Below are 25,816 nucleotides of genomic sequence, written 5' to 3' on the forward strand. Positions count from 1 at the left end.
CTGCCCAGGAAAAAGAGCTAATCCTCAAAACACTGTTCGTCAGTCTGGATAATCCCGCCCGGATTTTTGGCCTGGACGGCCATCCGCACCCGCGCCGGCTTGAGTCAGAGACCGAAACGTGCGCCAAACAGCCCTGCGCCAAGCCGGGCAATGATCATCAGCAGGATCTGCGCGATCACGAAAAGGACCAGCGGCGAGATGTCAAAGCCGCCCAGGCGCGGCACCACGCGGCGGATCGGACGCAGCAGCGGTTCCGTCAGGTGGTTGATGGCAGGCGTGACCGGCGAATGCGGATTGACCCAGGAAAGGATCGCCATCAGCAGCGTGACCCACATCACCATGCTGATGCCCCACTTCAATACGTTGAGAACGGCAATCAGCAGGACCAGCGGCAGGTAGGGCGCGAGGTCGCCTCCGGAAAGCAGCAGCACGAGCAGCAGGAACACCAGGGCGGTCAGCCAGGCGCCGATCAGGGTCGCCCAGTCGATGCCGCCAAGGCCCGGAATGACCCGGCGCAATGGCCTGACCAGCCAGTCGGTAACCTGGAATACGCCTTGCGAGACGGGGTTGCGCGTGGGTAGCCGTGCCCATTGCATCCACAGGCGCAGCAGTAGCGCCATGCCGAACAGGGTGAAGACGGTATCGAGCAGGAAAAGGGCGATTTCCGTGAACATCGGTTTCGGTTCCGGTGGCAGTAGTGATGTCGGCAGTCAGGAGTGTCTGCGGACGCACAGATTCTGCCATACCCGCACAGGCGGCGGTCGAAACCGGAGCCTGCCTTTGTCAACTGGCTAACGCCGATGAGTCGGGGGACCGCCGGAGGCAGCCCCTATAATGAGCGTCGAGCCAAGTTCCCCCAGCGTCCGCACGCTGCCCCGCCATGACCCGCCAGCCTGCCGCATCCCGATCCCTGCTCGACAAGCAGGACTTCGAAGCCCTCTCCGATTTCCGCTACCAGTTGCGGCGTTTCCTGCGGTTTTCCGAAGATGCCGCGCACAACGAAGGCCTGACCGTGCAGCAGTACCTGCTGATGCTGCATATCCGTGGCTGCGCCGGCAAGGACTGGGCTTCGATCGGCGAACTGGCGGAGCGCCTGCAAGCCAAGCAGCACGGCGTGGTGGCGCTGGTCAACCGCTGCGAGGCAGCCGGCCTGGTCAAGCGCAAGGCCAATCCGGATGACCGCCGGATCGTGGAAGTCCATTTGCTCGCCAAGGGCGAGCGTTTCCTGAACCGGCTGGCCATGCTGCACCGGAGCGAACTCGAATCGCTGCGCGGCACCTTCCGCGTAGCGCGCCTTACGGCCTTCAACGACGATGGCGCGGAGCGCGCCTGAGCCGTCGTGAAGCAGGCGGCCCGGGTTTTTCGACCCAAACCGCATGCGCCGTTACAGGCAGTTACCATTCACAAGGCTCGGTGACACCCGAGGCGGCCCCGCGGCCCTAGACTCGCGCGCATTCCCACTCGCGATATCCGCAGGAGCTACAAATGCCTTTCCCCTCTTTCCCCCTTCGTACCAGCGCGCTCGCCCTGCTTGCCGCGGGCGCCCTGGCCGGTTGCGTGACCGCGCCATATGGCGGCGGGTATGGTGGCTACGGGAGCTATGGCAACTCCGGCGCGTATGGCAGCAGCACGCAGGCAAGCGGCGGCTATCCCGTTGCCTATCCGCAGCAGGGCTACTCGCAACCGGCCTACCCGCAGCCGGAATATCCGCAGGCCGGCTACCCGCAGCAGGCGCCGGTGCAGGAGAGCTACCCGCAGCAAGGTTATCCCCAGCAGTCCTATCCGCAAGCGGGCTACCCGCAGGCTAATACGGCCCAGGGCGCCTACGGCAGCGATGCCTATGGCGTGCGCTACGGCAACGTCGAATACATCGAGATGTTGCCCGGGCAGGCGCCGGCAGGCGGCGTCGCCGGCGCGCTGATCGGTGGCGTCGTCGGCGGCCTGCTTGGCCACCAGGTGGGAGGCGGCCGTGGCAATACGGTGGCGACCATTGGCGGCGCGGTGGCCGGTGCCCTGGCTGGCAACGAGGTCGAGAAGCGTACTACTACGGCGCCGCCCGCGTACCGCATCCGGGTACGCACCACCGACAACGGCTATCTCACGCTGACGCAGTCGACGCCCTACAACCTGCGCAACGGCGACCGGGTCAAGGTGCAGAACGGCGTGGCGATGCCCTACTGAAGGCGTGGCTGCCGGGTCTTCCATTGCGTAAGGGGTTCCCAGGTGGCGTAGCCGGTGCCGTGCACCCGCTACGCCACATGGCGCGATCTGTCCCACACCAGGGCGCACAGCTCCTGGCTCAGGCGCCGAACAAGCTGGCGTAGTCTTCCCGCAGTTGCCGTTTGAGCAGCTTGCCGGCGGTGTTGCGCGGCAGGTCCGCCACGAACACGATGCGTTTGGGCACCTTGAACGGTGCGAGCGCGGCGCGGGCATGGGCGAGCATCCCCTCCTCATCCGCGCCCGCGCCGCGCTTGAGCACGACGCAGGCCGCCACCGCTTCCACCCACTTGGGATGCGGCAGCGCGAAGACGGCCACTTCGGCCACGCCTTCATGCTGGTACAGGCACTCTTCGACTTCCCGGCTCGATACGAGCACGCCGCCGGAATTGATCACGTCCTTGATGCGGTCAACCACGTACAGATAGCCCGCCTCGTCCATATAGCCAAGATCGCCGGAGTGGAACCAGCCGCCGCTGAAGGCTTCAGCGGTCTGTCCCGGCTTGTCCCAGTATTCGGTAAGCAACTGCGGCGAGCGGTGCACGATCTCCCCGAGCTCGCCGGGTTTGGCATCCTGCATCTTCTCATCGACGATGCGGGTTTCCACGTTGAGCACGGGCCGGCCTGCCGAGGCAGGGCGTTCCCGGTGCGCTTCCGGCCCGAGCACCGTGGCCAGCGGCCCGATCTCGCTCTGCCCGTAGCAGTTGTAGAAGCCCAGCGCCGGCAGGCGCTCCCGCAGCTCCAGCAACACCGGTAGCGGCATGATCGACGCCCCGTAGTAAGCCTTGGTCAGCGAGGTCAGCTCGCGCGGATCGAAGTCCTGGTGGCGCAGCAGCGCGATCCATACGGTAGGCGGCGCAAAGAAGCTGGTGATGCCGGCCTCGCGCACAGTGCGCAGGCAAAAACCCGGCTCGGGGCTCTGCGCCAGCAAGATGGTGCCGCCCATCAGCAGCAGCGGCATCAGGAAGACATGCATCTGCGCGGAATGGTATAGGGGCAGCGCGGCCAGCGAATAGTCTTCCGGCTTGATATCGCACGTTGCAATCGCGCTCATGTACTCGGCCAGCAAGGCGCGATGAGTCATCAGCGCGCCCTTGGGCGCCGACGTGGTGCCGGATGTATACAGGATCTGCGCCGGCATGGCCTCATCTAGCGTGGCAAGAATATCCGCGCCGGGGCCCTGGGCGGCGGCGAGCACATCGCGCGGGCCACCGCCATGCAGGCTGCCCAGCAGGGGGCAAGGCAGGCCGTCGACTTGCGCGGCCAGCGCCGGATCGGCGAACAGCGCGCTGGCGCCGGACTGGTTGACGATGTACTCCACTTCCCCGCGCGTCATCGAGAAATTCACCGGCACATGGATCAGCCCGGCACGCAGGCAGCCCAGCCACAGCAGCACATAGGCATCCGAGTTCTTGCCAAAAGCCGCCACCCGGTCGCCGGGGCGCAGGCCCCACCGTTGCAGCGCCGCGCCCACGCTGGCCGCCGCGGCCTCAAGCTCACGGTAGCTCCAGCTGCGCTCGCCGAAGCGCAGGGCGATCTTGTCGGGACTGCGCCTTACCGCACGGGCGAGGGCATCGGGGACGGTGTTGCGCAGGACGCGTTGCTGCTCTGACTGCATGGTGGTCTCCGTTCTGTTTTTTTTAGGGTCCAGCAAGTCTTGAGCCGATGCCGCAGCGGGTCATGGGTCGATCATGCACGGATCAGTACCGATGGCGGGCGATGATGCGCGATGGCTGCGGCGTTGGCGCTCGGGAGCCAGGATACGGGCGGGGCGCCCGCGGTGCAAGGCACCCGGGCGAGGGGGACGCTGGGGGAGGCGCTGCGCCGCAGCTTGTGCAGCGCAGCGATGCGGCGGACGGGCTTACAGCGCGCCGGCGAGGAAGGTCAGTGCGCGGCCATGTGCCAGCGCGGCAGAGGGCTGGTGATAGGAACCACGCGCCCAGCAGTTGAAGCCGTGATCGGCCTGGGCATAGACGTGGATCTCCGCGCGCGGATTGCCGGCCACCGCGGCGCGCACCTGCTCGACAGCCTCCGCCGGGATGTGCGCGTCGAGCGCGCCATAGTGGAACTGCACCGGCACCTTGATGCTGGCGGCTTCCTTCAGGTTGTTCTGGATGCCGCCACCGTAATACGGGACCGCCGCGTCGACCAGGCCGCGCGCGGCGCTCAGGTAGGACAGCAGGCCGCCGAAGCAGTAGCCGACCGCCGCAATCTTCGCACCCGCGCCGAGCTGGGCGCGCAGCGCCTTGGCGGTAGCGGCGATATCCTTCACCGCCAGTTCCACGTCGGTCTTCTGGCGCAGTTCCATGGCGCTTGCCCAGTCATCGCCGGAGTAGCCCAGTTCCACGCGCGGCGCGTGGCGCCAGAATACATCGGGCGCCAGCACCACATAGCCGTCGAGCGCGTACTGGTCCGCTACCGCGCGAATATGCTCATTGACGCCGAAGATTTCCTGTACAAGCACGATGCCCGGCGCGCTGGCGGCCTTGCCGGCGGGGGGCAGGGCCAGGTAGGCATCGAAGGCGCCGCCTTCGGTTTCGACACGGATCCATTGGCTGTTGTCGGGCATGGTGGCTTGCTCCATCGGTGTTGGGTTTGAGGAATGAAAAGGTAACGCGGGGATAAGACGGCGGTAAGGCAGTGACGGGACGTAAATCCGGCAAACCGCAAGTGTGCCACTGTCCGGCCAGACGTGCCGGGCGTGCAGCAACCCGTGCCGCCACGCCGCCGTGGCGGGCGCGCGCTTGCCACGCGCCCGCCACTTCCCTGCCGCGTCGGCGCCGGATCAGCTCGCAGGGTGAACGCCAGGCAGGAACTCGATTCCGGTGCGCTTCACCAGTTCGCCATAGGAGATCGGCTTGCCGGGCCGCGCGGCGTCTGAATTCTCGATCCAGTGCGCCCAGGCCCGGTTCGTCGACGGGTCATAGACCAGCTTGTAGAGATACGTCGGGACCCAGACTTTCCCGCTGCCGATCGTGCGCACGTTCCCGTCGAATACCGGGCCCGTAATGACATAGACATCGCCGGTCGCGCGCATCGCATACTTGCGCGTGGCCTTTTCGATGGAGGCCCACGCCTTGCGGTTGTTCTGGCTGTATTGCGGCACGACGTTAGCCAGCGTGAACGATTGCGCCATGGCCTGCGCGGTCGGCTGATCGGCAGCAGGCGACATGTGTCCCCGGTCCAGTCCTTCATTGCCCTTGTAGTCGTCCAGCTCTGCCCGCTCCGAGCGCGGCAGGCGCGCATCGGAGAAGAAACGGTTGGTTCGCTCTTCGTCCTTGGCATCCATCAACTGCGCGCGCGACAGGCGCTCGGCAACAAAAAGCGGTGTCTTGCTGCGGCCGGAGTGCATGACCGCGAATGCGTCGTAGCACAGCGCACGCAGCTTGAGTTCCGGCGAACCCGGCGCCTTGGGTGCTGCCTGTTGCGCGAAGAATTGAGGGCACTCGGAAAAGCCACCGGAAGCGCTGGCCAGGCCGGAGGTCAGGCACAGAGCCAGCGAGAGGAAAAGCTTCTTCATTCGGGAACGGAATCCTTAAAGATCAGGGTGAACACCGCAGGCGTGCGCCGTGCCGGCGTTCATCACAGTTAAGCCCGCGCAAGGCGACCGCATGGACGCGAGGGCAGGCCGTGCGGCGCCCGGACAGTGGCTCGGTCCGGGCCGCGGGCGTCGGGCATTCTGCCAGACCGGGGCGCAATGAGCGAGGGAGATAGCGCAGGGCGTCAATGAGAGGGATCTCATCTCGCACGGCAGCAGCTTTTATAATCGCGCTTTGCATAATCATCAGACGCCCTCACTTCCACGGCGCATATCACCATGCTTAACCGGCTGGAAATGCTTAGGATCTTCTGCGCGGCGGCGGAGTCGGCTTCGTTCAAGGCAGCCGCCACCCGGCTGGGCACGTCCCCGCAAACCGTGACGCGCGCGGTCAAGGACCTTGAGGAAGCCGTGGGCGAACCGCTGTTCCACCGCAATACGCGTCAGATCCGCATCACTGCCGCCGGTGAGCGGCTGGCCGAGCGCGCGCGCTCGGCATTGCTTGATGTGGACAGCTTGTTCGCGCATCCGGCCGGCCGCTCGGACACCGAGCTCAAGGGCACTGTGCGGATTACCGCGCCCAGCACGCTCGGCCGGCTGCACTTGCTGGCGGCGCTGCGGCAGGTGGCGCTGGCGCATCCGGGCATCACGCTCGATATCCGGCTCTCGGACCAGATTGCCGATGTGGTCGACGACGAAATCGATATCGGCCTGCGCCTTGGCATGTTCCGCGACCAGCGGCTGGTCGCGCGCATGACGACGCGGGTGGGCTTCCATGTGGTGGGCACGCCGGAACTGGTGGCGCGCGTGGGCAAGCCGGCCGACCTGGCCGGGCTGGCCGCGCTGCCCACCACCGGCCTGATCGACCGCAGCAGCGGCCGGGCCTGGCCGTGGTATTTCGCCCAGGGCGAGCAGTTCAACCCGCGCTCTCCGGCCTTTCTTACCGACGATCCGGAAACCGAGATGGAGGCGATCCTCTCCGGACTCGCTTACGGCCAGTTGCCCGACTACCTCGCGCAGCCCCACCTGCGCTCGGGCCGCCTGGTCAGCGTGCTGGACCGGCATGCACCGGCACCGTGGGGCTTGTATATCTATCGCTCGCGCCGCAGCCCGGTGCCGATGCGCATCCGGCTGGTATTCGACGCGCTGGTGGCCTACTTCACTGGCAGCGCCGCCGTGGCGCCCTGAGCTACCGTTCTCTCGCTCGCCGGCGAGAGGCCGGCGGCAGCTATCCGTGGAGATAATTCCATCCGGTGGAATACTGAAATCAAAACATTTCCATTTTTGTTGATGCCGTCAGCCAACATAATCGTCTCGTCGGCAGGCAAACCGCCTGCGCACGGATACGGAGTGGATGATGAGCACAAATATCGCAGGCAAGGTCGTTGTCATTACTGGCGCCAGCAGTGGACTGGGCGAAGCCACCGCGCGCCACCTGGGCGCCGCCGGCGCCTCGCTGGTGCTGGCCGCGCGGCGCGGCGATCGTCTGGAGACGCTGGCCGCGGAGATCCGCGCCAAGGGCGGCAAGGCCGAGGTGGCGATCGCCGATGTGAGCCGGCGTGCCGATGTCGAAGCCCTGGTGCAGAAGGCGGTCGACAGCTATGGCCGGGTCGATGTCATGATCAACAATGCCGGCCTCATGGCCATCGCCCCCATGAGCGAGACAAAGGTCGAGGAATGGGAGCGCATGATCGACATCAACATCAAGGGCGTGCTGTACGGCATCGCCGCCGCGCTGCCGGTGTTCCAGAAGCAGGGCGCCGGGCACTTCATCAATATTGCCTCGGTCGCGGGCGTAAAGGTGTTCAGCCCGGGCGGCACGGTGTACAGCGGCACCAAGTTCGCGGTGCGCGCCATCTCGGAAGGCTTGCGCCATGAAGCCGGTGGCGCCATCCGCACCACGGTGATCTCGCCGGGCGCGGTGGACTCAGAGCTCAAGCTGGGCAGCAGCCACGCGGAGAGTGCGAAGACGGTGGGCGAGTTCTACCGGCAGGCCATCCCGGCGGACTCGGTGGCACGCGCGATCGCCTACGCGATCGAACAGCCGGCCGACGTGGATATCAACGAAATCGTGTTGCGTCCTGCCGTGCAGGAATTCTGAGCAAGGTGGCAGGCAGCACGCGCTCCCGCGCATCAGGCGGCGCGCGGCGTCGTCTTTCGGGACCGCATGGCCGATGGCCGCACCTGTTGCAGCGCGCGCAGGCTCTGGATGGCGTCCTCAATGGCCTCGATACCTTGCGTGAGGCGGTCGCGGGCCTGGCCCAGCGCGGTCTGGGTCTCGGCGTCGAAGATGGCAAGGTGATCCAGCGAGTCGACCTCGGCCTGCAACTGGCCGACCAGTCGCCTTAACTGTGCGGTACTGTGTGAAGCGGTGGAGCGGATTGCCATTGCGGTCTCCGGAAAGGCAGGGCGCACATTCGTAAGGTAGAACGTATGCGCGGGAAAGGACAAACACTTTCTCGGCGCATGCATGCGTTTTACGCATTTGGCAACACATCGCAACGGGCAACGCGATGGCATGATCCTTGCCGGCGCAAACACCGAGCCCCGGCCGCACCGTCTCAGAAAATCTGCCGCATGCCAAGCATGACACCGAACCGCGTCGTGCCGGCGGACGCAGTCACGGGGCTGCCGCCCCAGTACTCCGTCTCGCGTCCCGCGGCCCCGCCGCGCGCCCTGACCGCATCGACTTCCAGGAACAGACTGGTTCGCTTGGAGAACGCGTAGTCCGCCACGGCGGCCACGGCATCCGCCGATCCTCCCCCGAGCCACTGGGAGGTGGCCTGGAACTGCGTGGTGACGCCGCCGCCTTGCTGGTAGCGATAGTACGCGGCCGACAGGTGCAAGGCCGGCATGGCCTGATGCCCGAGTCCGGCAAAGTAGATGCCGAAGCGCGCGGCGCCGGCATCCTCGTGGCGGCCCATATGCCCCAGGTAGAGGGTGGTCTTGCCGACGGCGTACGAGCCGCCCGCCGACCAGTTGCGGATGGTGCCGGCCCCGTCCGCCGTGCGCCGCTGGTCGTACGACAGGCCAAGCGCRAGCGGTCCCTTCTGGTACATGGCGCCGCCCCCGAGGGTCTGGCCTTTGCCGGCGCTGCCGGGCTGCTCGCCAAAGCCGTAGTCCAGTTGCACCGTCACCGGCCCCAGCGTGCCCTTGTAGACCACGCTGTTGTTGATGCGGTAGTCCTGGAAGAAGATATCGCCGCCGAGGTACAAGGGGTCCGACCAGAAATTGCCCCAGCCCTGGTCCAGCGGATTGAAGCTCCAGCCCACGTTGTTCAGGGCGTTGTACTGCCGGCCGAAGGTGAGGCTGCCCCAGGCGCCAGCCAGGCCGACATAGGCCTGGCGGCCGAACAGCGCGTTGTACGCGGTCTGGCCGTTGTCGATGCCGAAGCCGTTTTCCAGCAGGAACACCGCCTTGTTGCCGCTACCCAGGTCGTTCTCGCCCTTCAGGCCCCAGCGGCTGCCGCCGATGCCGCTCGCCACCAGTTCCGCCTGGTCGTGATGCAGGCCATCGATATTGCTGGTGTAGCGCACCGCGGTGCTGACCACGCCGTACAGGTTGACGCTGGATTGCGCGTGGCTACCGCCGGCGGCGGGCAGCAGCGCCCCCGCAAGCAGCCAGCGCAGGGCTGTCTTGTGCATTGATGTCTCCTCCGGTCTGTGGGATAGCCAGGTGGGCGGGTGCCGTCCCCGGATTGGCCGCTGCTTACAGGTCGAGCACGATCCGCTGTCCCCTGGCCCGGGAAACGCAGATCATCATGGTCTTCTGTGCGGCCTTTTCGGCGTTGCTCAGGTACTGGTCGCAGTGCTGCGCCTCGCCTTCGAGAATGCGCGTCTCGCAGGTGCCGCACACGCCTTCGCGGCACAGGCAGTCGACGCTTGCCGCGTTCTCGCGCTCGATGGCCTTGAGAATGGTTTCGCCGCTGGCCACCTCCACGGTCCTGCCGGATTTCGCCAGCACTACCGAGAAGGCGCCGCCGCCTTGGGGCGCCGCGGCGAACTGCTCCCAGTGCACGCGCTCCCTGGGAACGCCGTGCGCCGCCGCCGCGTCCTGCACGGCTTCGATCAGCGGCTGCGGCCCGCATACATAGACATGCGCGCCGTCCTGCAGCCTGCCCAGCAGCGTGCCGAGGTCGAGTTTCTGCCCCAGGCTGTCGGCGTAGAAGCGGAAGCGGCCGCTGTCCGGCGCGGCGGCGAGCTCGTCGCGAAAGGCGCCATGCTCCGGGCTGCGAAAGGCGTAGTGCAGCTCGTAGTCCGCGCCGCGCCGCCGCAGTTCGTGCAACTGCGACATGAACGGCGTAATGCCGATGCCGCCGGCGATCAGGACGTGGCGCCGCGCCTCCTCGCGCAAGCCGAACAGGTTGTTCGGCGTGGTGATCGTCAGCGTATCGCCGGCGCGTACCTTGTCATGCAGGAAGGCGGAGCCGCCCTTGGATCGCTCCTCGCGCCGGACACCGATCTGGTAGCAACTGCGGTCCTCGGGCGAGTTCATCAGCGAGTACGCATTGCTGTAGCGCTGGCCGCTGTCTTCCATCTGCACGATCACATGGCCGCCGCCGGAGAAGCCCGGCATGGGGCCGCCTTCCGGAAGCGCCATCGTGAAGCGCTTGATCTGTGGCGTGACGTCTTCGATGCGGGTGACGGTGACGCGCATCGACTGGTAGGGGTTGCCCATGCTGCTTCCTTCTTTCTTCAGGCTTGGTATCACTCTCGTGCGTGGCTTACAGCGCCATGCAGAGGTATTTCTTTTCCAGGTAGTCGTCGATGCCGTAGCGCGAGCCTTCGCGGCCCAGGCCAGACTGCTTCACGCCGCCAAACGGTGAGACTTCGTTGGAGATCATGCCGGTGTTGATGCCGACCATGCCGTACTCGAGCTGTTCGGCGACACGCCAGACGCGGCCGATGTCGCGGCTGTAGAAGTAGGCGGCCAGGCCATAGATGGTGTCGTTCGCCATGCGCACCACATCCTCCTCGCACGAGAAGCGCACGACCGGCGACACCGGCCCGAAGATTTCCTCGTCGAGCACGCGCATGCCGGGCTTGACCCCGGTCAGGACGGTGGGCGCGAAGAACTGCTCGCCGGCGGCGTGCGGCTGGCCGCCGATGCGCAACTGCGCGCCCTTGGCGACGGCGTCGTCGACCAGCTCGCTGACCTTGGCCACCGCCGTGGGCGTGATCAGCGGACCGATCTCGCTGCCGGCGTCGAAGCCGTTGCCCACGCGCAGTTCGGCCACCTTGCTGGTGAACAGGTCGACGAAACGGTCGTACACCGCGTCATGCACGTACAGCCGGTTCACGCACACGCAGGTCTGCCCGGCATTGCGGTACTTCGCCTGCAGGGCGCCTTCGACGGCCGCTTCCACGTCGGCATCGTCGAACACAATGAAGGGTGCATTGCCGCCCAGCTCCAGCGACACTTTCTTGATGGTGCCGGCGCATTGCGCCATCAGCAGGCGGCCCACCGGCGTCGAGCCGGTGAACGACAGCTTGCGCACCAGCGGATGGCTGGTGAACTGCTTGCCGATGGCGACTGCGTCGCCGGTGACGATATTGAGCACGCCCGCCGGAATGCCGGCCCGCAGGGCCAGTTCGGCCAGCGCGAGCGCCGTGAACGGCGTCTCGTTGGCGGGCTTCACCACCATGGTGCAGCCGGCGGCGAGGGCCGGCGCCGCCTTGCGAGTGATCATTGCCGCGGGGAAGTTCCAGGGCGTGATGGCCGTGCAGACGCCGATTGGCTCCTGCACTACCAGCAGCCGCTTGTCCGCCGTGGGCGAGGGGATCACGTCGCCGTAGAGGCGCTTGGCTTCCTCGGCGAACCACTCGATGAACGAGGCGGCATAGCGCACCTCGCCCAGTGCTTCCTGCAGGGGCTTGCCTTGCTCGTGCGTCATCAGCACGGCCAGGTCTTGCTCGTGCTGCAAGATCAGTTCGAACCATTTGCGCAGCAGGCCGGCGCGCTCCTTGGCGGTGCGCTGCTTCCAGGCCGGCAGCGCGGCGTTGGCCGCCTCGATGGCGGCGACGGTTTCCGCCTCGCCCATCCGCGGCACGGTACCGACCTGTTCGCCCAGGGCCGGATCGAACACCGCCACGGTGTCGCCGGAGGCGGCGTCGCACCAGCGGCCATCGATGCAGGCCTGTTGCCGGAACAGCGTGTTGTCGTTGCGTTTCATGCTGGCTCCCTTGGCTCAGACGGGCTGGTATTGCTTGGCCATCTTCTGATGGAAATGCACGATGCCGTGCTCGCTGATGCCGCTGCGCTGCTGGTCGACCATGATGCGGCCCTGGCCGCGATAGCCGCGCGACTTCAGGCCGCGCTGCACGCTCTCCACCAGGCGCAGGTCTTCAGGTCGGAACACGTCCCGGTACCACTCGACGAGCTTCTGCTGCTCCTCGGTCAGTTCCTTGTTCAGGAAGTAGATCTCGTAGTGCTGCAGCGTGACTTCGGCGCTGGCCGGGAACTCGTAGATCACCGTCATGAAGTTGGCGCCGGGCGGCACGTTGAACATCGTGCAAGGCCAGGCCCAGAAGCCGGCGAAGCTCGGGTCCTTGACCGACTCGTCGAGCTTGAACGACTTCTCGGACGACTTGGCATGGCCGAACTGCAGCGACCAGTTCTCGTGCAGCGTGTGCCAGTACTTGTCCACTTGCACCGAGTCCGCGAAGCTGGGATGGGCCGGGCCGCAGTGGTAGCACTCCATGTAGTTGTCAACGATGCTCTTCCAGTTGGCCGGGGTCTCGGTCACGAAGCGCGCGCCCAGGTGCAGGTCGTCGATCACGGGGCAGGCTTCGCGCATGCGGGCCTGCAGGCCCGGCAACTGCGCTTCCACCGTGCCGGCGTCCGGGTTGAGGTTGATAAAGACGAAGCCGGCGTACTCCTCGACCCTGACCGGCACCAGGCTGGATTTGTCCTTGTCGAAGTGGGCGACGTTCTCGCAATTGCGCGCATGGGCCAGCTCGCCGTCGAGCTTGAAGGTCCAGGCGTGGTACGGGCRGGTGATCACGTTCCTGGCGCGGCCGCTGCCCGACAGCAGTTGGTGGCCGCGATGCGGGCACACGTTGTAGAACGCGCGCAGCACGTTGTCGCGGTCGCGCAGCACCACGATGTTCTCGCCGATCACCTCGCGCGTGATGTAGTCATTGGGCTGGGCCAGTTCGCTGCGATGGGCGATGCAGATCCAGCTGTTGGCGAAGACCTTTTCTTTCTCGAACTCGAAGATCGCTTCGTTGGTGTAGTACGACTTGGGCAGGGTCCAGGCGTTTTCGGGGTCGGCGCAAAAGTCTGGAGCGAGCGGAGCAATGTCTTTCATGATCGTTGTCTATGATGGTTAACTGTTAATCTATATTTAACAAATCGGACAAAAAGGAGACCCGTTGCCGGGCCGGCGTTTCAAAGCGTGGCGGCGGCGGACTGGTCGCGCGGGAGGGCTTCGGGTGGCTGGCCGGCGGGCGCAGGGGCGCCGGCGTTGCGCTCGGGCACGAAGCCAGCTTCGATGTCGTGCGCGGGCACCGTACCGAAATCCTGCAGCAGCCAGCGGAACAGGCCGAACAGCTTGATGGCCAGGATCACCAGGAACGGGATCGCGGTCAGCACCACGGCGGTCTTCATGGTGTCCAGCGATGCCTTGGTGAACAGCATGGCCAGGGGCACCAGCGTCAGCAGCACGCACCAGAACACGCGGCTGCCTGGCGCGGGGTCTTCGCCTTCGCGCATATTCCGTGTGGTGGTGGCGGCCACCGCATAGGCCACGGCATCCACGTGCGCCGCCAGGAAGATGATCATGATGAACAGGTAGGCCGCCAGGAACAGCTTGCCGGCAGGCAAGGCCAGCAACAGCATTTCCACCGCGGATTCGCCGCCATGCTCCTTCAGGATGCGCGGCACGTCGATGGCGCCGCTGATGTACTGGTGCATGCTGTAGCTTTCCAGCGCGCCGAAGAAGAACCAGCAACCGACGCTGCCGCCGAGCAACAGCGCGTAAATCACTTCCTTGATCTTGCGGCCCTTCGACACGCGGGCCACGAACATCGCCACGCCCGGCGAGTACGACACCCACCACAGCCAGTAGAACACCGTCCAGCCGCGGCTGAAGGTGCCGTCGCCGGTGGGATCGGTAAACAGGCTCATGTGGATGTAGTTCTGCAGCATCAGGCCCAGGCCGTTGACGACATTGTTCGCAGTGAACAGCGTCGGGCCCACCGCGAGCACCACGGCGGCCAGCAGCAGCGCGCCCCAGCACACCATATGGCTAAGGCGCTGCATGCCGCCGTCGATGCCGACATAGGCGCTGAGCGAGAAGATCACGGAGACGCCGACGATCACGATCAACTGCGTGACGAACGTATCGGGCACACCGCTCAGGCCCGACAGGCCGCGCGTGAAGGTGGAGGCTGTCAGGGCGATCGATACCGTCAGTGCGCCGAACATGGTCAGCAGGAAGATCAGGTCCACCGCCCGGCCCACGGGACCGCTGGCCTTGAAGCCGGTCACGGCCTGCACCATCGAGGCCAGGTTCAGGCCCTTGTTCTTGCGCACATGGAAGTGATACGCCATGGCGAGCGAGGGCAGGGCGTAGACCGCCCAGGCGCTCAGGCCCCAGTGGAAGAACGAATAGCTGATGCTGTACTCCAGCGCCTGGCGCGTACCGGTGGCGATGTTCAGGCCCGGCGACTGGTAGTAATAGACCCATTCCATCACGCCCCAGTACATGGTCGACGACCCCATGCCGGCGCAGATGAACATGAAAACCCACGACAGCGTGGCGTATTCCGGCTTGCCTTCGCCCAGGCGCACATTGCCGTACTTGCTGAACGCCAGCGCCAGGCAGGCGATGACGCAGCCGAAAACGAACACCTGGACAAAGGATCCGAACGAGCGCGTGGCCCAGTTGAACAGTTGCGACGCGGTGGCGGCTGCCTGGCTGGGCCACATGGTCATGGCGACCACGGTGGCGGCGACCGCAGCCACGGTGCAGCCTGTCAGGAACAAGTCCCTGCTGCTTTTTGTAGTACTCAATTTAGTCTCCTCCTCCATGCGTCCGTGCGCACGGAATGGTTGGCAGTTGCGGGGCATGGGGCCTTCTCCGGGCTCCTTGATGATTTTTGGAAAGTTAACCAATAAGTTACGATAACCATTGGTTAACGAAGCGTAGTCTAAGGAAGAATTCCGGCTTGCACAAGCGGGATTTCGCTTTACCTGTGCGCGCTCCTGAAAAATGCCGGGGTGGGCGTGGAGAACGATGCACTTCGTGCCGTGCCGCGCGTTCGGGACGCGTTGCGGAAGGTGTTCGCGTGTCGGCGGTGTATCCTTTCGGACTCTTAGGATTCGTTACTGGCCTGACCTCGGGTGACCCAGGCTCATGCGGCCGCTACCATGACAGAAAACAGCTTTGCTTTCCGCCTGAAGGAATTGCTCGAGCACAAGAAGCTCACGCTCCAGGCCGTCGCCACCGCGCTGGGGCTGTCGCGCCCCGCCGTCCATAAATGGACGCGCGGCGGCGAGATCGACTATGACAACCTGCGCAAGCTGGCCGCGTTCCTCAACGTCAACTGGATCTGGCTGCGCTACGGCGAAGAGGCCCAGCGCGAGGCCGAGTCGTCCAGCGCCGTGCCGTTGCCGATGACGATGACGGATGTGCGGCGCAAGTACACCGCCGAGATCATGGATAGCGAAGCCCGGATGAAGCTGGCGCAGGAGGCCGCGCGCATCGTGACCTGGGAGTGGAACCTCATCACCGATGCCGTCACCTATTCGCCGAACGTGGAAAGCGTGTACGGCTGGCCGATCGCCAGCAATGCCGACTTCTGGAAGCGCGCGCACCCCGACGATATCCCGATGATGGAGCGGATCTACGAGGACTCGCTGCGCACCGGCGAGCCGCACGAGTTCGATTTCCGCATCCTGCCGCCGGATGGCGGCATCCGCTGGATTTCCTCGCGCGCGACGCCGATCCGCGATGTCGAAGGCCGCCTGGTCAAGATGGTCGGCATCAGCATGGACAACACTGCGCGCAAGAAGGTGGAGCAGTCGCTGCGCGATCAGCAGGCGCGCTTTCGCGCGGTCTTCGAGCTTGCCTCCGAAGGCATGGCGCTGATCGGGATCGGCTGGCAATGGGAGTCGGTCAACGCGGCGCTGACCGGCATGCTCGGCTATGCGGAGGCGGAGCTGGCGGATATCACCTTGCCAGATCTGCTGGCGGGCGATGGCGAAGCGCTGCAGGCCCTGCTGACGGGTAGCGAGGAGCGTTGCGCGTTCGAAGCCCGCCTTGTGCGCAAGGACGGGCGGCAGTTGCCGGTCAGCATCCGGGCCGCGCTATGCCGCGACGAAGAGTCCGGGCAGCCGACGCACGTGATCGTGGCCGTCCAGGCGACCGGCAAGGCGACGGGCAAGGCGACGGGCAAGGCGACCGGCAAGGTGAAATAGCGCCGCGCCCCGCGGCGCGAGGCACGGCCAGAGCGCTTCAGGCGGCGAGGGCTTGCGCATCGGCCTGGCGCACCAGCGCGGCGATCGCCTCGCCCACGTCCCCGGTATGCGCGTCGCCGCCCAGGTCAGGTGTGCGCGGGCCCCGCGCCAGCACGGTCTCGATGGCGCGCACGATGGCGTCGTGCGCCTCGCGGCAGCGCGCGCTGCCGGCTTCATCCATGCCTTCGGCGCCGCCGAGGAACTCCAGCATCAACGCACCGGACCAGATCATGGCGATCGGGTTGGCGATGGCCTTGCCGTAGATGTCGGGGGCGGAGCCATGCACCGGCTCGAACAGCGACGGGAACTTGCGGTCCGGGTTGAGGTTGGCGGAGGGCGCCAGACCAATGGTGCCGGCGCAGGCGGGGCCCAGGTCGGAAAGGATGTCGCCGAACAGGTTGGAGGCCACCACCACGTCGAAGCGGTTGGGCTGGAGCACAAAGCGTGCGGTGAGGATGTCGATGTGCTGGCGGTCCACCGTCACGTCGGGATAGTGCTGCGCCATCGCGTCGGTGCGCTCGTCCCAGTACGGCATACTGACCGCAATGCCGTTGGACTTGGTGGCCACGGTGAGGTGCCGGCGCGCGCGCGAGTTGGCCAGTTCGAAGGCATAGCGCAGCACGCGGTCGGTGCCGACTCGGCTGAATACGGATTCCTGCAGCACCACCTCGCGCTCGGTGCCCTCGAACATGCGGCCGCCCAGCGAGGTGTACTCGCCCTCGGTGTTCTCGCGCACCACGAAGAAGTCGATATCGCCCGGCTTGCGGTTTGCCAGCGGGCAGGGCACGCCCTCGAACAGCCGCACCGGGCGCAGGTTCACGTACTGGTCGAAGTCGCGGCGGAACTTCAGCAGCGAACCCCACAGCGAGACGTGGTCGGGCACCTTGGCGGGCCAGCCCACGGCGCCGAAATAGATCGCATCGAACCCTTCCAACTGCTCGCGCCAGTCGGCGGGCATCATGGCGCCGGTCCGCAGGTAGTAGTCGCAATGCGCCCAGTCGAAGCGCACGAATTCCAGGCCCAGCGAAAAGCGCTCGGCGGCGGCTTCGAGTACGCGCAGGCCCTCGGGCATGACTTCATTGCCGATGCCGTCGCCAGGGATGACGGCAATGCGGAAGGGTGCGGGGGAGGTGGTTGTCATGGCGGATGGTTCACAGTCTGGATTGGGATGGCCCATGGTAAGGAATTCCCGTCGGAATATAATCGGCCAATCCGTGAACCGATAAAACACACTTCGTGAAGAATGACCTGCTCAACGAGGACCTGCGCGTCTTCATCGAAGTCGCCCGCAAGTCGAGTTTCTCCGCCGCCGCGGAGGCGCTTGGCGTGTCGCCGGCCTATATCAGCAAGCGCATCCATATGCTGGAAGCTGCGCTTGCGGTCAAGCTGTTCCACCGCACCACCCGCCGCGTGGTGGTGAGCGAGGAGGGCGAGCGGGTCTACGCGCTGGCGCAGCGGATCCTGGACGATATCGATCATCTCTACGAGGAAGTCTCCAGCACGCGCCGCAACCCGCGCGGCCTGCTGCGGGTTTGCTCCAGCTTTGGCTTCGGGCGCCGGGTGGTGGCGCCGGCCATCTCGGAACTGTCCACCCTGTACCCCGCGCTCCAGGTGCGCTTCGAAGTGTTCGACCGGCTCGTTGACGTGGCGACCGAAGGCTTCGATCTCGACATCCGCGTGGGCGATGAGATCGCGCCGCACCATATCGCGCGCCGGCTGGGCGACAACCGCCGCGTGCTGTGCGCGTCGCCCGCCTACCTGGCACGCCGCGGCCGGCCGCGCACGCTGGCCGACCTGGCCAGCCACGACTGCCTGGTGATCAAGGAGCGCGACCATCCCTTTGGCGTGTGGAAGCTGCGTAACGGCAACGCGGAGCACACCGTCAAGGTCACCGGGCCGCTGTCCTCCAATAACGGCGAGGTCGTGGTGCGCTGGGCGATGGATGGACGCGGCATCGTGCTGCGTTCACTGTGGGATGTGGGCCCGATGCTGGCCAGCGGCGAACTGGAGCAGATCCTGCCGGAGTGCGGTCAGGACGCGAATATCTGGGCGGTGTACCCGTCGCGCCTGACCAGTTCGGCCAAGATTCGCGTTTGCGTGGAATTCTTCGAGACGTTCTTTCGCGAGCGGGCCGCCTCGCATGGAGCCATGCGAGGCTGATACCGGCTTAGTCCGCGTGAATATTCGCCGCCTGCGCGATCTTGCGCAGGCGCGCGATCTCGCTGGTGACGCGCGCGCGGTACTCGGCGGCGCTGCCGTACTCCGGCTCGAATCCGTTCGCGGTCATGCTTTGCTGCAGCGCCGGATCTTTCATCATGCTGGCGATGGCGGTCTCCAGCGTCTGGCGTACCGGGACGGGAATCCCCTTGGGCGCGACGATGGCGAACCAGGTGCTGAGCGACACGCCGGGAAAACCGCTTTCGATCGCGGTTGGCACCTGGGGCAGCAGCATCGAGCGCGTGGTGCTGGTGACGGCGATCGCCTTGACCTTGCCGCCCTTGATCTGCGGGGCCGCCGCCACCACGGTATCGACCGACAGCGGGATCTGGTTGCCGATCAGGTCGGCCATGGCCGGTGCGCTGCCCTTGTAAGGCACGTGCAGCAAGCCCATGCCGGTGGCCGCGTTGATCATCTCGCCGGCAAAGTGCGCGGTGGTGCCGGCACCATAGGAACCGTACGACATGCCGCCCGGCGTGGCCTTGGCCACGGTTACCAGTTGCTTGAGCGTATCCGCCTTGACCGCGGGGTTGGCCAGCAGCACCAGCGCGGTCGAGCCCACCATGCCAAGCGGCTCGAAACTCATTAGCGAATCGTAGGGCAGGCGCGAGTAGGTGACCGGGTTGACGGTGAACGTGGTGGCCGCGCTGAGCAGCAGGGTATAGCCATCCGGCGCGGATTTCGCCACGTAGTCCGCGCCGACGATGGTGCCGGCACCGGCCTTGTTCTCGACCACCACGGACTGCTGCAGGACTTCGCCGAGCTTGCGCGCCACCAGGCGGGCGAGCACGTCGGTGGAGCCACCGGGCGGGAACGGCACCACCAGCTTGACCGGTTTGTCCGGGTACGGCGCGGCCAGCGCCGGCCAGGCGGCAGCCAGGGCCGCGCAGGCCGCCACAACCAGCGCGAAGCCCCGGGCCACGCTGCCGGTGCCATTCAGGGTCCATCTCGTCATGCGCGTTGCAAACATCTGTGTTTCCCCTTGGTGTTGCGATCAATGTGGTCGATGGGATCGAATGGCCGCCGCCAGCCATGGCCCCTTACAAAGCCGGCCGGATGCGCCCGGCCGGATTGGCCTGCTCGAACAATTGCGCGAATGCCAGCAGCGCGCGTTCGCCGCGATACTTGCCGACGACCTGCAGGCCCACCGGCAAGCCGTCTTCCGTGAAGCCGCAAGGCACCGAGATGGCGGGATGCCCGGTGATGGTGATGCGGTAGCAGGAACGCATCCAGCCAATATAGCTCGGCATGGCCACGCCATCGATGCTTTGCGGGTATTCGGTTTCGACCGCGAACGGCAGGACCTGCGACACCGGCGCAATCAGGAAGTCGTAGCGTTCCAGCAGCGCCTGCATGCGCGCGAACATGCGGCTGTGCGCACGCTCGGCTTCGGCTATCGCAGCGCCGTCCTGGGTCAGTCCCAGGTCGATATTCCAGCGCACGGTGTCCTTCATCAGTTCGCCGTGCTCGGCCCGCGCGGGGCCGTAGTTGGTCGCGAACGCCAGCGCCCGCAGCACCTCGAAGGCATGGTCCGCGCCGCTGAAGTCCGGCTGGGCTTCATCCACCGTGCAGCCCAGCGCCTGGCAGTGACGAATGCCATCCTGCAGGATGCGGCTCACCGCCGGCTCGAACGGCAGCCCGCCCAGCGTCGGGCTGACGGCGATGCGCAGGCCCTTGCCATCGAGGCGGGGCGGCGCGGCGAATTCCGCCGCGCCGTTGGCCATGGCCAGCGGGTCGGCGGAATGGTCGCCTGCCAGCACGCTGAACATCAGCGCCACGTCGGCCACTGAGCGGCCCATCGGTCCACCCACCGTGAGCGTGTTGAACGCATGGCTGGCCGGCGTCATCGGCACCCTGCCGATCGAAGGCCGCAAGCCCACCACATTGCAAAAGCTGGCCGGGTTGCGCAGCGAGCCGCCCATGTCGGAGCCATCGGCCAGCACGACCATGCCCGCGGCCAGCGCGGCGGCGCTGCCGCCACTGCTGCCGCCGGCGGAGACGTCGTGCCGGTAAGGGTTGCGGGTGGCGCCGAATACAGCGTTGAAGGTGTGCGAGCCGGCGCCGAACTCCGGCAGGTTGGTCTTGCCCAGCATGATGGCGCCCGCTGCGCGTTGGCGAGCCACCACGGCGCTGTCCTGGACCGGCACGAAGTCCCGGTACACGGCGGACCCGAAGGTAGTGCGCACCCCGGCGCTGAGGAACGAATCCTTGTGCGCCACCGGCAGGCCGAACAGCGGGCCGGGCGCGGCGCCGCGCGCCAGCGCCGTGTCGGCCGCATCGGCGGCGGCCAGCGCCTGCTCGAAGGTGGTGGTGACGATGGCGTTGATGGCGGGGTTGACGCGTTCGGTGCGCGCAATGTGCGCGCTGACGGCTTCGCGCACGCCCAGTTCGCGGCTGCGGATGGCGGCGGCCATCTCCACGGCGCCGAGGTAGCAGATGTCTTCCATGAGGTCCTGGTCTCCTTCGTTGGCTTGTGGTGCTCTCTCTCGACCCGCCGCGACGCATCAAGCTGTGGTCCGGAAGGCAGAGCGAGGCAGGGGCATGGCATAACGATAATGGCAGCCGTCCCTGCGTTGGCGTGGGCCGTGTCGCAATGCCAACAGCGTTCCCGGCGCTCGCGGGCGGCTTCGCGCACACCTATGGCGTGGCGCGGCGCATTATCCGCACCGCCGAGGTGCCGTTTGCGCGAGAAGGTGCCGCAGCGGCGGCAATGGGCGGCATTTCGGCACCATCGGCGCCCGGGGCGGACAGAAAGCTGCTTTCTAAAATCGGCAAGGCAAATACCGCGCGGGCTTATCATTGCGCAAAGGCCGACGCACCCGCTGGCGGTGGCAGCGGCCTGTCTTCCCCACCAGCGAAACAGCAACCATGAAGCTCACGTCGATCCACGCCGTTCCTCTCGCCTATTTCCTGGAAGTAGCGGAGCGCGGCTCGCTCAGCGCGGCGTCGGCCTCGCTGCATGTGGCGGTATCGGCGATCAGCAGGCAGGTGGCGCGGCTCGAGGCCGAACTGGGCGCGCCGCTGTTCGAGCGCGAGCCGCGCGGCATGCGGCTGACCGAGGCCGGCCTCGTGGTGCAGCAATACGGGCGCCGCGCCTTCCTGGATGCGCAGACCTTGCAGGCTGACCTGCAGGGTCTGCTCAGCGTGGCGCACAGCACGGTCAGGCTGGCCTGCACCGACGGCTTTGCGCGCGACTACATGCCGTACGCAATGGCCTTGTTCCAGCGCCGCTATCCCGGTGTGAGCTTCTCTCTGGAAGTGTGCGCCCCTGCCGCCGCCACGCGCATGGTGCGCGAAGGCCTGGCCGATCTGGCCCTGACGTTTGCCATCGCGGCGCAGGAGGGCATCGAGGTAGTGTATTCGGAGGCTGCGCCGGTCTATGCCTATGTGGCGCGCAAGCATCCGCTCGCGGCGCTCAAGCGCGCCAGCCTGAAGGAGGTGGTGGCATACCCGCTGGCGCTGCCCAGCGAGACCAATACCATCCGCCAGCTATTCGACCTGGCCTGCGGGCTGGAAGGCCTGCRCCCGCGCATATTGCTCAGCAGCAATTCGCTGAGCGCGCTGGTGGGTTATCAGGCGTACGCGGATGCGGTGTACCTGACCGGGTCCCTGGCGGTGCGCAACAACCTGCGCGCGGAGCGCCGCGTACTGGTGCCGATCGCCAGCCGGGCCATGCAGCAGCGCGCCCTGCAGATCCAGACCATGGCGGGGCGCCACTTGCCGCCGGCGGTGCGCGCCTTTGCCGAATGGCTGGAGGAGGACATCGCCGGGCGGCGCCGTGCCGTGCCGGGCCTTCCCGCGCGCCGGCGTGCCGGCGTATCGGGGGCCGCTTCGGCATGATCCGGCACTGGCCCGGTGAGCGCTGCAACAATCCCTTGTCAGCGCGTAACCGCGCTTGGGCTTTGCGTTGCCCGCTGCCTATGATGGAGGGGTGTATCGCGCGCACCGGACTGGCCGGCGTGCACGATCGTCTGCGGCCATCGGGCCAAGGAGAGCGGACATGTCAAACCACACCTACAAGCTGGTCGAGATCGTTGGCTCATCGCCGGACGGTTGCGATGCGGCGATCCGTAGTGCCATCGACAAGGCGAGCGAAACCATCAAGAACATCGACTGGTTCGAAGTGGTAGAGACGCGCGGCCACATTGCCGATGGCAAGGTCGCGCACTTCCAGGTCACGCTGAAGATCGGCTTTCGCGTGAGCTGAGCCGCGCGGCGGCGTCCGCGTGGCTGAACAGCCGGTTAAGCACCGCGTCGGGCGCGTCACGCAGGAAGTCGAGCATCTTTTCGACAAAGGGCGCAGTGGCGGTGCGCGGCACCTCTCGCACCCAGCGGATGGCCTCGTGCTCCTGGCCGCACAGCGCCAGCGCGCGCGCATAGTTGAACTGGCCACGGAAGTCGCCGCCCTCGGCCGCGCGGCGATAGTAGTCCATCGCCATGGCCGCGTCGCGTTCGACTTCCCAGCCGTCTTCGTAGAAGCCGCCCACGATGTTGAGCGACTTCGCATGTCCCATGCCGGCGGCCCGCCGGTACCAGTCCAGCGCTTCGGTCCGGCTGGCGGCTATGCCGCGGCCGAGCACCAGCGCGGTGGCCAGGTTGTACATGCCCCAGTCGGAGCCGCGTTGCGCGGCCAGTGTGTACCACTGCGCCGCTGCGTTGTCGTCTTGCGTGGTGCCCCAGCCGTTTTCATAGCAACGGCCAGCCATGTTCGCGGCGCCGGCATGGCCCGCGTGCGCGGCGTGCTTGAACCAGGCGAAGGCGCGCGCATCGTCGCGGTCAAGCCCGTGGCCGGCGAGGAACCACTGGCCCAGGATCATCTGCGCATCGAGGTTGCCCTGCACGGCCGCACCGCCCAGCCAGGGCAGCGCGAGGCGCGGGGGCTCGCGCAGCTTGTCCGCCAGCCCGGCGGCGCCGAGCTGGTCGAGTTCGCCTGGGGAGGCGATGCGGAAGGGGAGTGTGTGCAGTGTGTCCATGCGGGGCGGATAAAGTAAAAACGGCACACCGCGCCGCGAGGGTGGTGTGCCGTGTGCCGGCGCCGCGGTGTTTGCCGGGCGCTTGCGGCCGCTTAATAGCGCACGTTCAGGCTCAGGATGCCCTGGCGTCCGGGAGCGATCGACGCATAGTGGCTGGCGTAAGCCTGGTTGTAATAGACCTTGTCGGCCAGGTTCATCACATTGAGTTGCAGCGCCACGTTCTTGTTGATGCGATACGAAGCCATCGCATCGAAGCGCCAGTAGGAGGGCACCCACTTGTTGCTGGCTTCGCTGCCCCACACCTTGGACACATAGTAGGCACCGCCGCCCACCGTGAAGTTGGGGAACAGTTGATAGGTGCTCCACAGGCTGAAGCTGTCCGCAGGCGTATTGGGGAAGGACTGGCCGTTGGTGGCGCCAAAGGCCGAACCGGCCCCGCCGTTGTTGCGCAGTTCGCTCTTCAGGTGGGTATAGCCGCCGAACACAGCCCATTTGTCGGTGACGTTGCCGGAAAAGCCCAGTTCCACGCCATCAACGCGCTTGTCGCCGGCCATGGCAGCAGTGCCATCCTGCATCGTGATGCGGGCGTTGGTGGTTTCCACCCGGAAGATCGCCGCGGTCAGCGCCAGGCGCTTGCGCAGCACGTCCCACTTGGTGCCGATTTCGAAGGCGCGGTTCTTTTCGGGGGCAAGGTTGGAACCGGGATTGCGGCCATTGCGATCCGGTGCCAGCGCGTTGCCGTCGCTGCCCTGGGCCAGGAAGGAGCCGGCCGGCGTCGACGAGGTGCCGTAGGAGATATAGAAGCTGGCGTTCTCCACCGGCTTGTAGACCACGCCCAACTGGTAGTTGAAGAGGTTGTCGTCGCGTGCATACTCGGCGCGGGTGCCGTTGGCGGCGCGAGCTGCCTGGAACTCGGTGCTGTAGTGGTCGAAGCGCACGCCGGCATTGACCAGCCACTGCTTGTTCAGCTCGATCGAGTCGAAGGCGTAGACCGAGCTGGTGTTGGTCTTCGAGTTGGTCGGGTTGTTCACGCGGCTGATCGCGCCGGCCCAGGGATCGCTCGGGTTCGGGCTATACAGCGTGGTGCAGTTGTAGCCGCCGGCCGCGCCCGGGCCCTTCGGGCAGCGGTTGTTGCCCGTGTCCACGTTGTAAGTGTCGTTCTGGCTTTTTTCCTGCGCGAACTCCACGCCGAAGGCGTACTTGTGCTTGATCGAACCGGTGGCGAACTCGCCGGACAGGTCCGTCTGGTTGGCGATGGTATTGGCGGTGGAGATGCGCGTATTGGCGCGGCGCCAGATCATGTCGTAGTACAGGTTGCCCTGGCTGTCGTCAGGCTGGGTCCAGATGTAGTCCTGCGTCGTGCGTGCGATACGGGTCTGGTTGCGGAATTTGAGCGCCGGGCTGAAATCGTGCTCGAAGCGGATCGTGCCCATATCCGCGTTGTCCTTGCGGAAATCGCGGTCCGCCAGGCCGTAGTAGGTGTTGCGCGGCACGTTTACCGGCGAGCCGTCGCCGGCCACGCGCGTGCGCGGGCGGCCGTCGGTGCGGGCGTTGAAGGTGGGGTTGTTATAGGGGATGCCGGTGTCTGGCGTGTCATCAGACTGCATGTGGTAGTAGGACAGCGTCAGGCGCGTGTCGGTACCCAGGCCAAACGCCACGGACGGTGCAATGCCCAAGCGATTCTGGTGGGTGGTATCGCGCCCGGCGACACCGGCATCGTAAGCCATGGCATTCAAACGGAAGGCCGCATGTTCGGCGAACTTCCAGTTGCCGTCGACGGTGGCGCGCTTGTACTCCGCATTGCCGACGCCGATGTTGCCTTCGGCGAAGCTGGTCAGCTTGGGCGCCTTGCTGACGATATTGATGCTGCCGCCGGCCGAGCCGCGGCCGTCATAGGCGCCAGCCGGGCCCTTGGTGACCTCGACAGACTCGACATTGAACAATTCACGGCTCTGCGAACCGATGTCGCGGAAGCCATCGAGGAAGGTGCTGGCCTGCGCGTCATAGCCACGGATAAAAGGCCGGTCGCCAACCGGGTTGCCGCCTTCGCCGGCGCCAAAGGAAATGCCGGGTACCGTGCGCAGCACGTCGCTCAGGCTGGTCGAAGCGGTGCTCTGGATCACTTCCTGCGGAATGACCGTGATCGACTTGGGCGTGTCGAGCAGGGCGCCGGGCGTCTTGATTGACGAAGCGGTATCCGCCTTGAAGCCGCTTTCCGATGCGCCGTTGACGGTTACCGCCGGCAATTCGACCGCTGCCAGTTTGGTATCAGCGGATTGGGCAGCCACCGGAGCGGCTGCCACGGCCATGCCTACCGCACCGGAGAGGCGCGGGATGACGTTGTGTTTTTTGTTCTTCCTGATAACGACAGCGGTTTGCACAAAAATCCCCGATTGCTTGAATAATGTTG

The 25,816-nt window shown here is 66.1% G+C and carries 24 protein-coding genes; 9 read left to right on the forward strand and 15 right to left on the reverse strand.

Annotated features, from left to right (window positions below; translation table 11 throughout):
- Positions 1-104: 104 nt before the first annotated feature.
- Complete coding sequence (locus AC1DT6_RS27625; protein WP_276288986.1) at positions 105-674, reverse strand: YggT family protein; 570 nt, start codon at positions 672-674, stop codon at positions 105-107.
- Between the two features lie 206 nt (positions 675-880).
- On the opposite strand from AC1DT6_RS27625, the gene AC1DT6_RS27630 reads away from it, so the two are divergent.
- Both AC1DT6_RS27630 and AC1DT6_RS27635 read left to right on the forward strand, forming a co-directional pair.
- Positions 881-1,333 carry a MarR family winged helix-turn-helix transcriptional regulator gene (locus tag AC1DT6_RS27630; protein ID WP_045235510.1) on the forward strand — a complete coding sequence of 151 codons (453 nt, stop codon included), beginning with the start codon at positions 881-883 and terminating at the stop codon, positions 1,331-1,333.
- A gap of 152 nt (positions 1,334-1,485) precedes the next feature.
- Complete coding sequence (locus AC1DT6_RS27635; protein ID WP_441631877.1) at positions 1,486-2,181, forward strand: glycine zipper 2TM domain-containing protein; 696 nt, start codon at positions 1,486-1,488, stop codon at positions 2,179-2,181.
- A gap of 118 nt (positions 2,182-2,299) precedes the next feature.
- Here AC1DT6_RS27635 and AC1DT6_RS27640 read toward each other — a convergent pair whose 3' ends face one another.
- From AC1DT6_RS27640 to AC1DT6_RS27650, 3 genes are all read right to left on the reverse strand, one after another.
- Positions 2,300-3,835: an acyl-CoA synthetase gene (locus AC1DT6_RS27640; protein ID WP_441631879.1), complete on the reverse strand. Its 1,536-nt coding sequence runs from the start codon at positions 3,833-3,835 to the stop codon at positions 2,300-2,302.
- Positions 3,836-4,078: 243 nt separating this feature from the next.
- Positions 4,079-4,786, reverse strand: a complete 708-nt coding sequence (locus AC1DT6_RS27645; protein ID WP_441631881.1) for a dienelactone hydrolase family protein — start codon at positions 4,784-4,786, stop codon at positions 4,079-4,081.
- A gap of 216 nt (positions 4,787-5,002) precedes the next feature.
- Positions 5,003-5,737, reverse strand: coding sequence for a DNA/RNA non-specific endonuclease (locus AC1DT6_RS27650; protein ID WP_441631883.1), 735 nt, complete (start codon positions 5,735-5,737; stop codon positions 5,003-5,005).
- A 297-nt stretch (positions 5,738-6,034) separates the two neighbouring features.
- On the opposite strand from AC1DT6_RS27650, the gene AC1DT6_RS27655 reads away from it, so the two are divergent.
- A complete protein-coding gene (locus tag AC1DT6_RS27655; protein ID WP_441631885.1) occupies positions 6,035-6,943 on the forward strand; it encodes a LysR family transcriptional regulator in 909 nt (302 codons plus the stop codon).
- Between the two features lie 169 nt (positions 6,944-7,112).
- Entirely contained in the window at positions 7,113-7,856 is a 744-nt protein-coding gene (locus AC1DT6_RS27660) for an SDR family oxidoreductase (protein ID WP_441631925.1), read from the forward strand.
- A 32-nt stretch (positions 7,857-7,888) separates the two neighbouring features.
- Here AC1DT6_RS27660 and AC1DT6_RS27665 read toward each other — a convergent pair whose 3' ends face one another.
- The 6 genes from AC1DT6_RS27665 to AC1DT6_RS27690 all read right to left on the reverse strand — a co-directional run bounded on the left by AC1DT6_RS27665 (position 7,889) and on the right by AC1DT6_RS27690 (position 14,770).
- Positions 7,889-8,143, reverse strand: a complete 255-nt coding sequence (locus AC1DT6_RS27665; RefSeq protein WP_441631887.1) for a hypothetical protein — start codon at positions 8,141-8,143, stop codon at positions 7,889-7,891.
- A gap of 173 nt (positions 8,144-8,316) precedes the next feature.
- Positions 8,317-9,399 (reverse strand): porin, encoded by a 1,083-nt coding sequence (locus AC1DT6_RS27670; protein WP_441631889.1) that lies wholly within the window; start codon positions 9,397-9,399, stop codon positions 8,317-8,319.
- A gap of 64 nt (positions 9,400-9,463) precedes the next feature.
- Entirely contained in the window at positions 9,464-10,432 is a 969-nt protein-coding gene (locus AC1DT6_RS27675; protein WP_441631891.1) for a PDR/VanB family oxidoreductase, read from the reverse strand.
- Positions 10,433-10,478: 46 nt separating this feature from the next.
- Positions 10,479-11,927 (reverse strand): NAD-dependent succinate-semialdehyde dehydrogenase, encoded by a 1,449-nt coding sequence (locus AC1DT6_RS27680; protein WP_441631893.1) that lies wholly within the window; start codon positions 11,925-11,927, stop codon positions 10,479-10,481.
- 15 nt (positions 11,928-11,942) lie between these two features.
- Positions 11,943-13,064 (reverse strand): aromatic ring-hydroxylating oxygenase subunit alpha, encoded by a 1,122-nt coding sequence (locus tag AC1DT6_RS27685; protein WP_477115092.1) that lies wholly within the window; start codon positions 13,062-13,064, stop codon positions 11,943-11,945.
- Between the two features lie 80 nt (positions 13,065-13,144).
- Positions 13,145-14,770 carry a BCCT family transporter gene (locus AC1DT6_RS27690; protein WP_441631897.1) on the reverse strand — a complete coding sequence of 542 codons (1,626 nt, stop codon included), beginning with the start codon at positions 14,768-14,770 and terminating at the stop codon, positions 13,145-13,147.
- Between the two features lie 357 nt (positions 14,771-15,127).
- On the opposite strand from AC1DT6_RS27690, the gene AC1DT6_RS27695 reads away from it, so the two are divergent.
- Positions 15,128-16,177, forward strand: a complete 1,050-nt coding sequence (locus AC1DT6_RS27695) for a PAS domain-containing protein (RefSeq protein ID WP_441631899.1) — start codon at positions 15,128-15,130, stop codon at positions 16,175-16,177.
- Between the two features lie 37 nt (positions 16,178-16,214).
- Here the strand turns inward: AC1DT6_RS27695 and AC1DT6_RS27700 are convergent, their stop codons facing one another.
- Positions 16,215-17,357, reverse strand: coding sequence for a tartrate dehydrogenase (locus tag AC1DT6_RS27700; RefSeq protein ID WP_441631901.1), 1,143 nt, complete (start codon positions 17,355-17,357; stop codon positions 16,215-16,217).
- A 95-nt stretch (positions 17,358-17,452) separates the two neighbouring features.
- Between AC1DT6_RS27700 and AC1DT6_RS27705 the strand changes: the two genes are divergently transcribed.
- Complete coding sequence (locus AC1DT6_RS27705) at positions 17,453-18,376, forward strand: LysR substrate-binding domain-containing protein (RefSeq protein ID WP_441631903.1); 924 nt, start codon at positions 17,453-17,455, stop codon at positions 18,374-18,376.
- A 7-nt stretch (positions 18,377-18,383) separates the two neighbouring features.
- Here the strand turns inward: AC1DT6_RS27705 and AC1DT6_RS27710 are convergent, their stop codons facing one another.
- Both AC1DT6_RS27710 and AC1DT6_RS27715 read right to left on the reverse strand, forming a co-directional pair.
- Positions 18,384-19,388 carry a Bug family tripartite tricarboxylate transporter substrate binding protein gene (locus tag AC1DT6_RS27710; protein WP_441631905.1) on the reverse strand — a complete coding sequence of 335 codons (1,005 nt, stop codon included), beginning with the start codon at positions 19,386-19,388 and terminating at the stop codon, positions 18,384-18,386.
- An 85-nt stretch (positions 19,389-19,473) separates the two neighbouring features.
- Positions 19,474-20,880, reverse strand: a complete 1,407-nt coding sequence (locus AC1DT6_RS27715) for an amidase (protein WP_441631907.1) — start codon at positions 20,878-20,880, stop codon at positions 19,474-19,476.
- Between the two features lie 146 nt (positions 20,881-21,026).
- Between AC1DT6_RS27715 and AC1DT6_RS27720 the strand changes: the two genes are divergently transcribed.
- The 3 genes from AC1DT6_RS27720 to AC1DT6_RS27730 all read left to right on the forward strand — a co-directional run bounded on the left by AC1DT6_RS27720 (position 21,027) and on the right by AC1DT6_RS27730 (position 22,640).
- Positions 21,027-21,305 carry a hypothetical protein gene (locus AC1DT6_RS27720; RefSeq protein ID WP_477115093.1) on the forward strand — a complete coding sequence of 93 codons (279 nt, stop codon included), beginning with the start codon at positions 21,027-21,029 and terminating at the stop codon, positions 21,303-21,305.
- Complete coding sequence (locus AC1DT6_RS27725; protein ID WP_477115094.1) at positions 21,302-22,273, forward strand: LysR family transcriptional regulator; 972 nt, start codon at positions 21,302-21,304, stop codon at positions 22,271-22,273. The genes AC1DT6_RS27720 and AC1DT6_RS27725 overlap by 4 nt, the downstream gene beginning before the upstream one ends.
- A 160-nt stretch (positions 22,274-22,433) precedes the next feature.
- A complete protein-coding gene (locus AC1DT6_RS27730) occupies positions 22,434-22,640 on the forward strand; it encodes a dodecin (protein WP_045235494.1) in 207 nt (68 codons plus the stop codon).
- On the opposite strand, the gene AC1DT6_RS27735 is transcribed toward AC1DT6_RS27730, so the two are convergent.
- Together AC1DT6_RS27735 and AC1DT6_RS27740 are read right to left on the reverse strand one after the other, a co-directional pair.
- Entirely contained in the window at positions 22,609-23,406 is a 798-nt protein-coding gene (locus AC1DT6_RS27735) for a tetratricopeptide repeat protein (protein ID WP_441631912.1), read from the reverse strand. The genes AC1DT6_RS27730 and AC1DT6_RS27735 overlap by 32 nt on opposite strands.
- Positions 23,407-23,498: 92 nt before the next feature.
- The gene (locus AC1DT6_RS27740) at positions 23,499-25,715 is read right to left on the reverse strand and encodes a TonB-dependent receptor (RefSeq protein WP_441631927.1); all 2,217 of its coding nucleotides are present in this window, start codon (positions 25,713-25,715) and stop codon (positions 23,499-23,501) included.
- Positions 25,716-25,816 lie beyond the last annotated feature (101 nt).

The sequence above is a fragment of the Cupriavidus sp. 01L45 genome, from assembly GCF_056399885.1.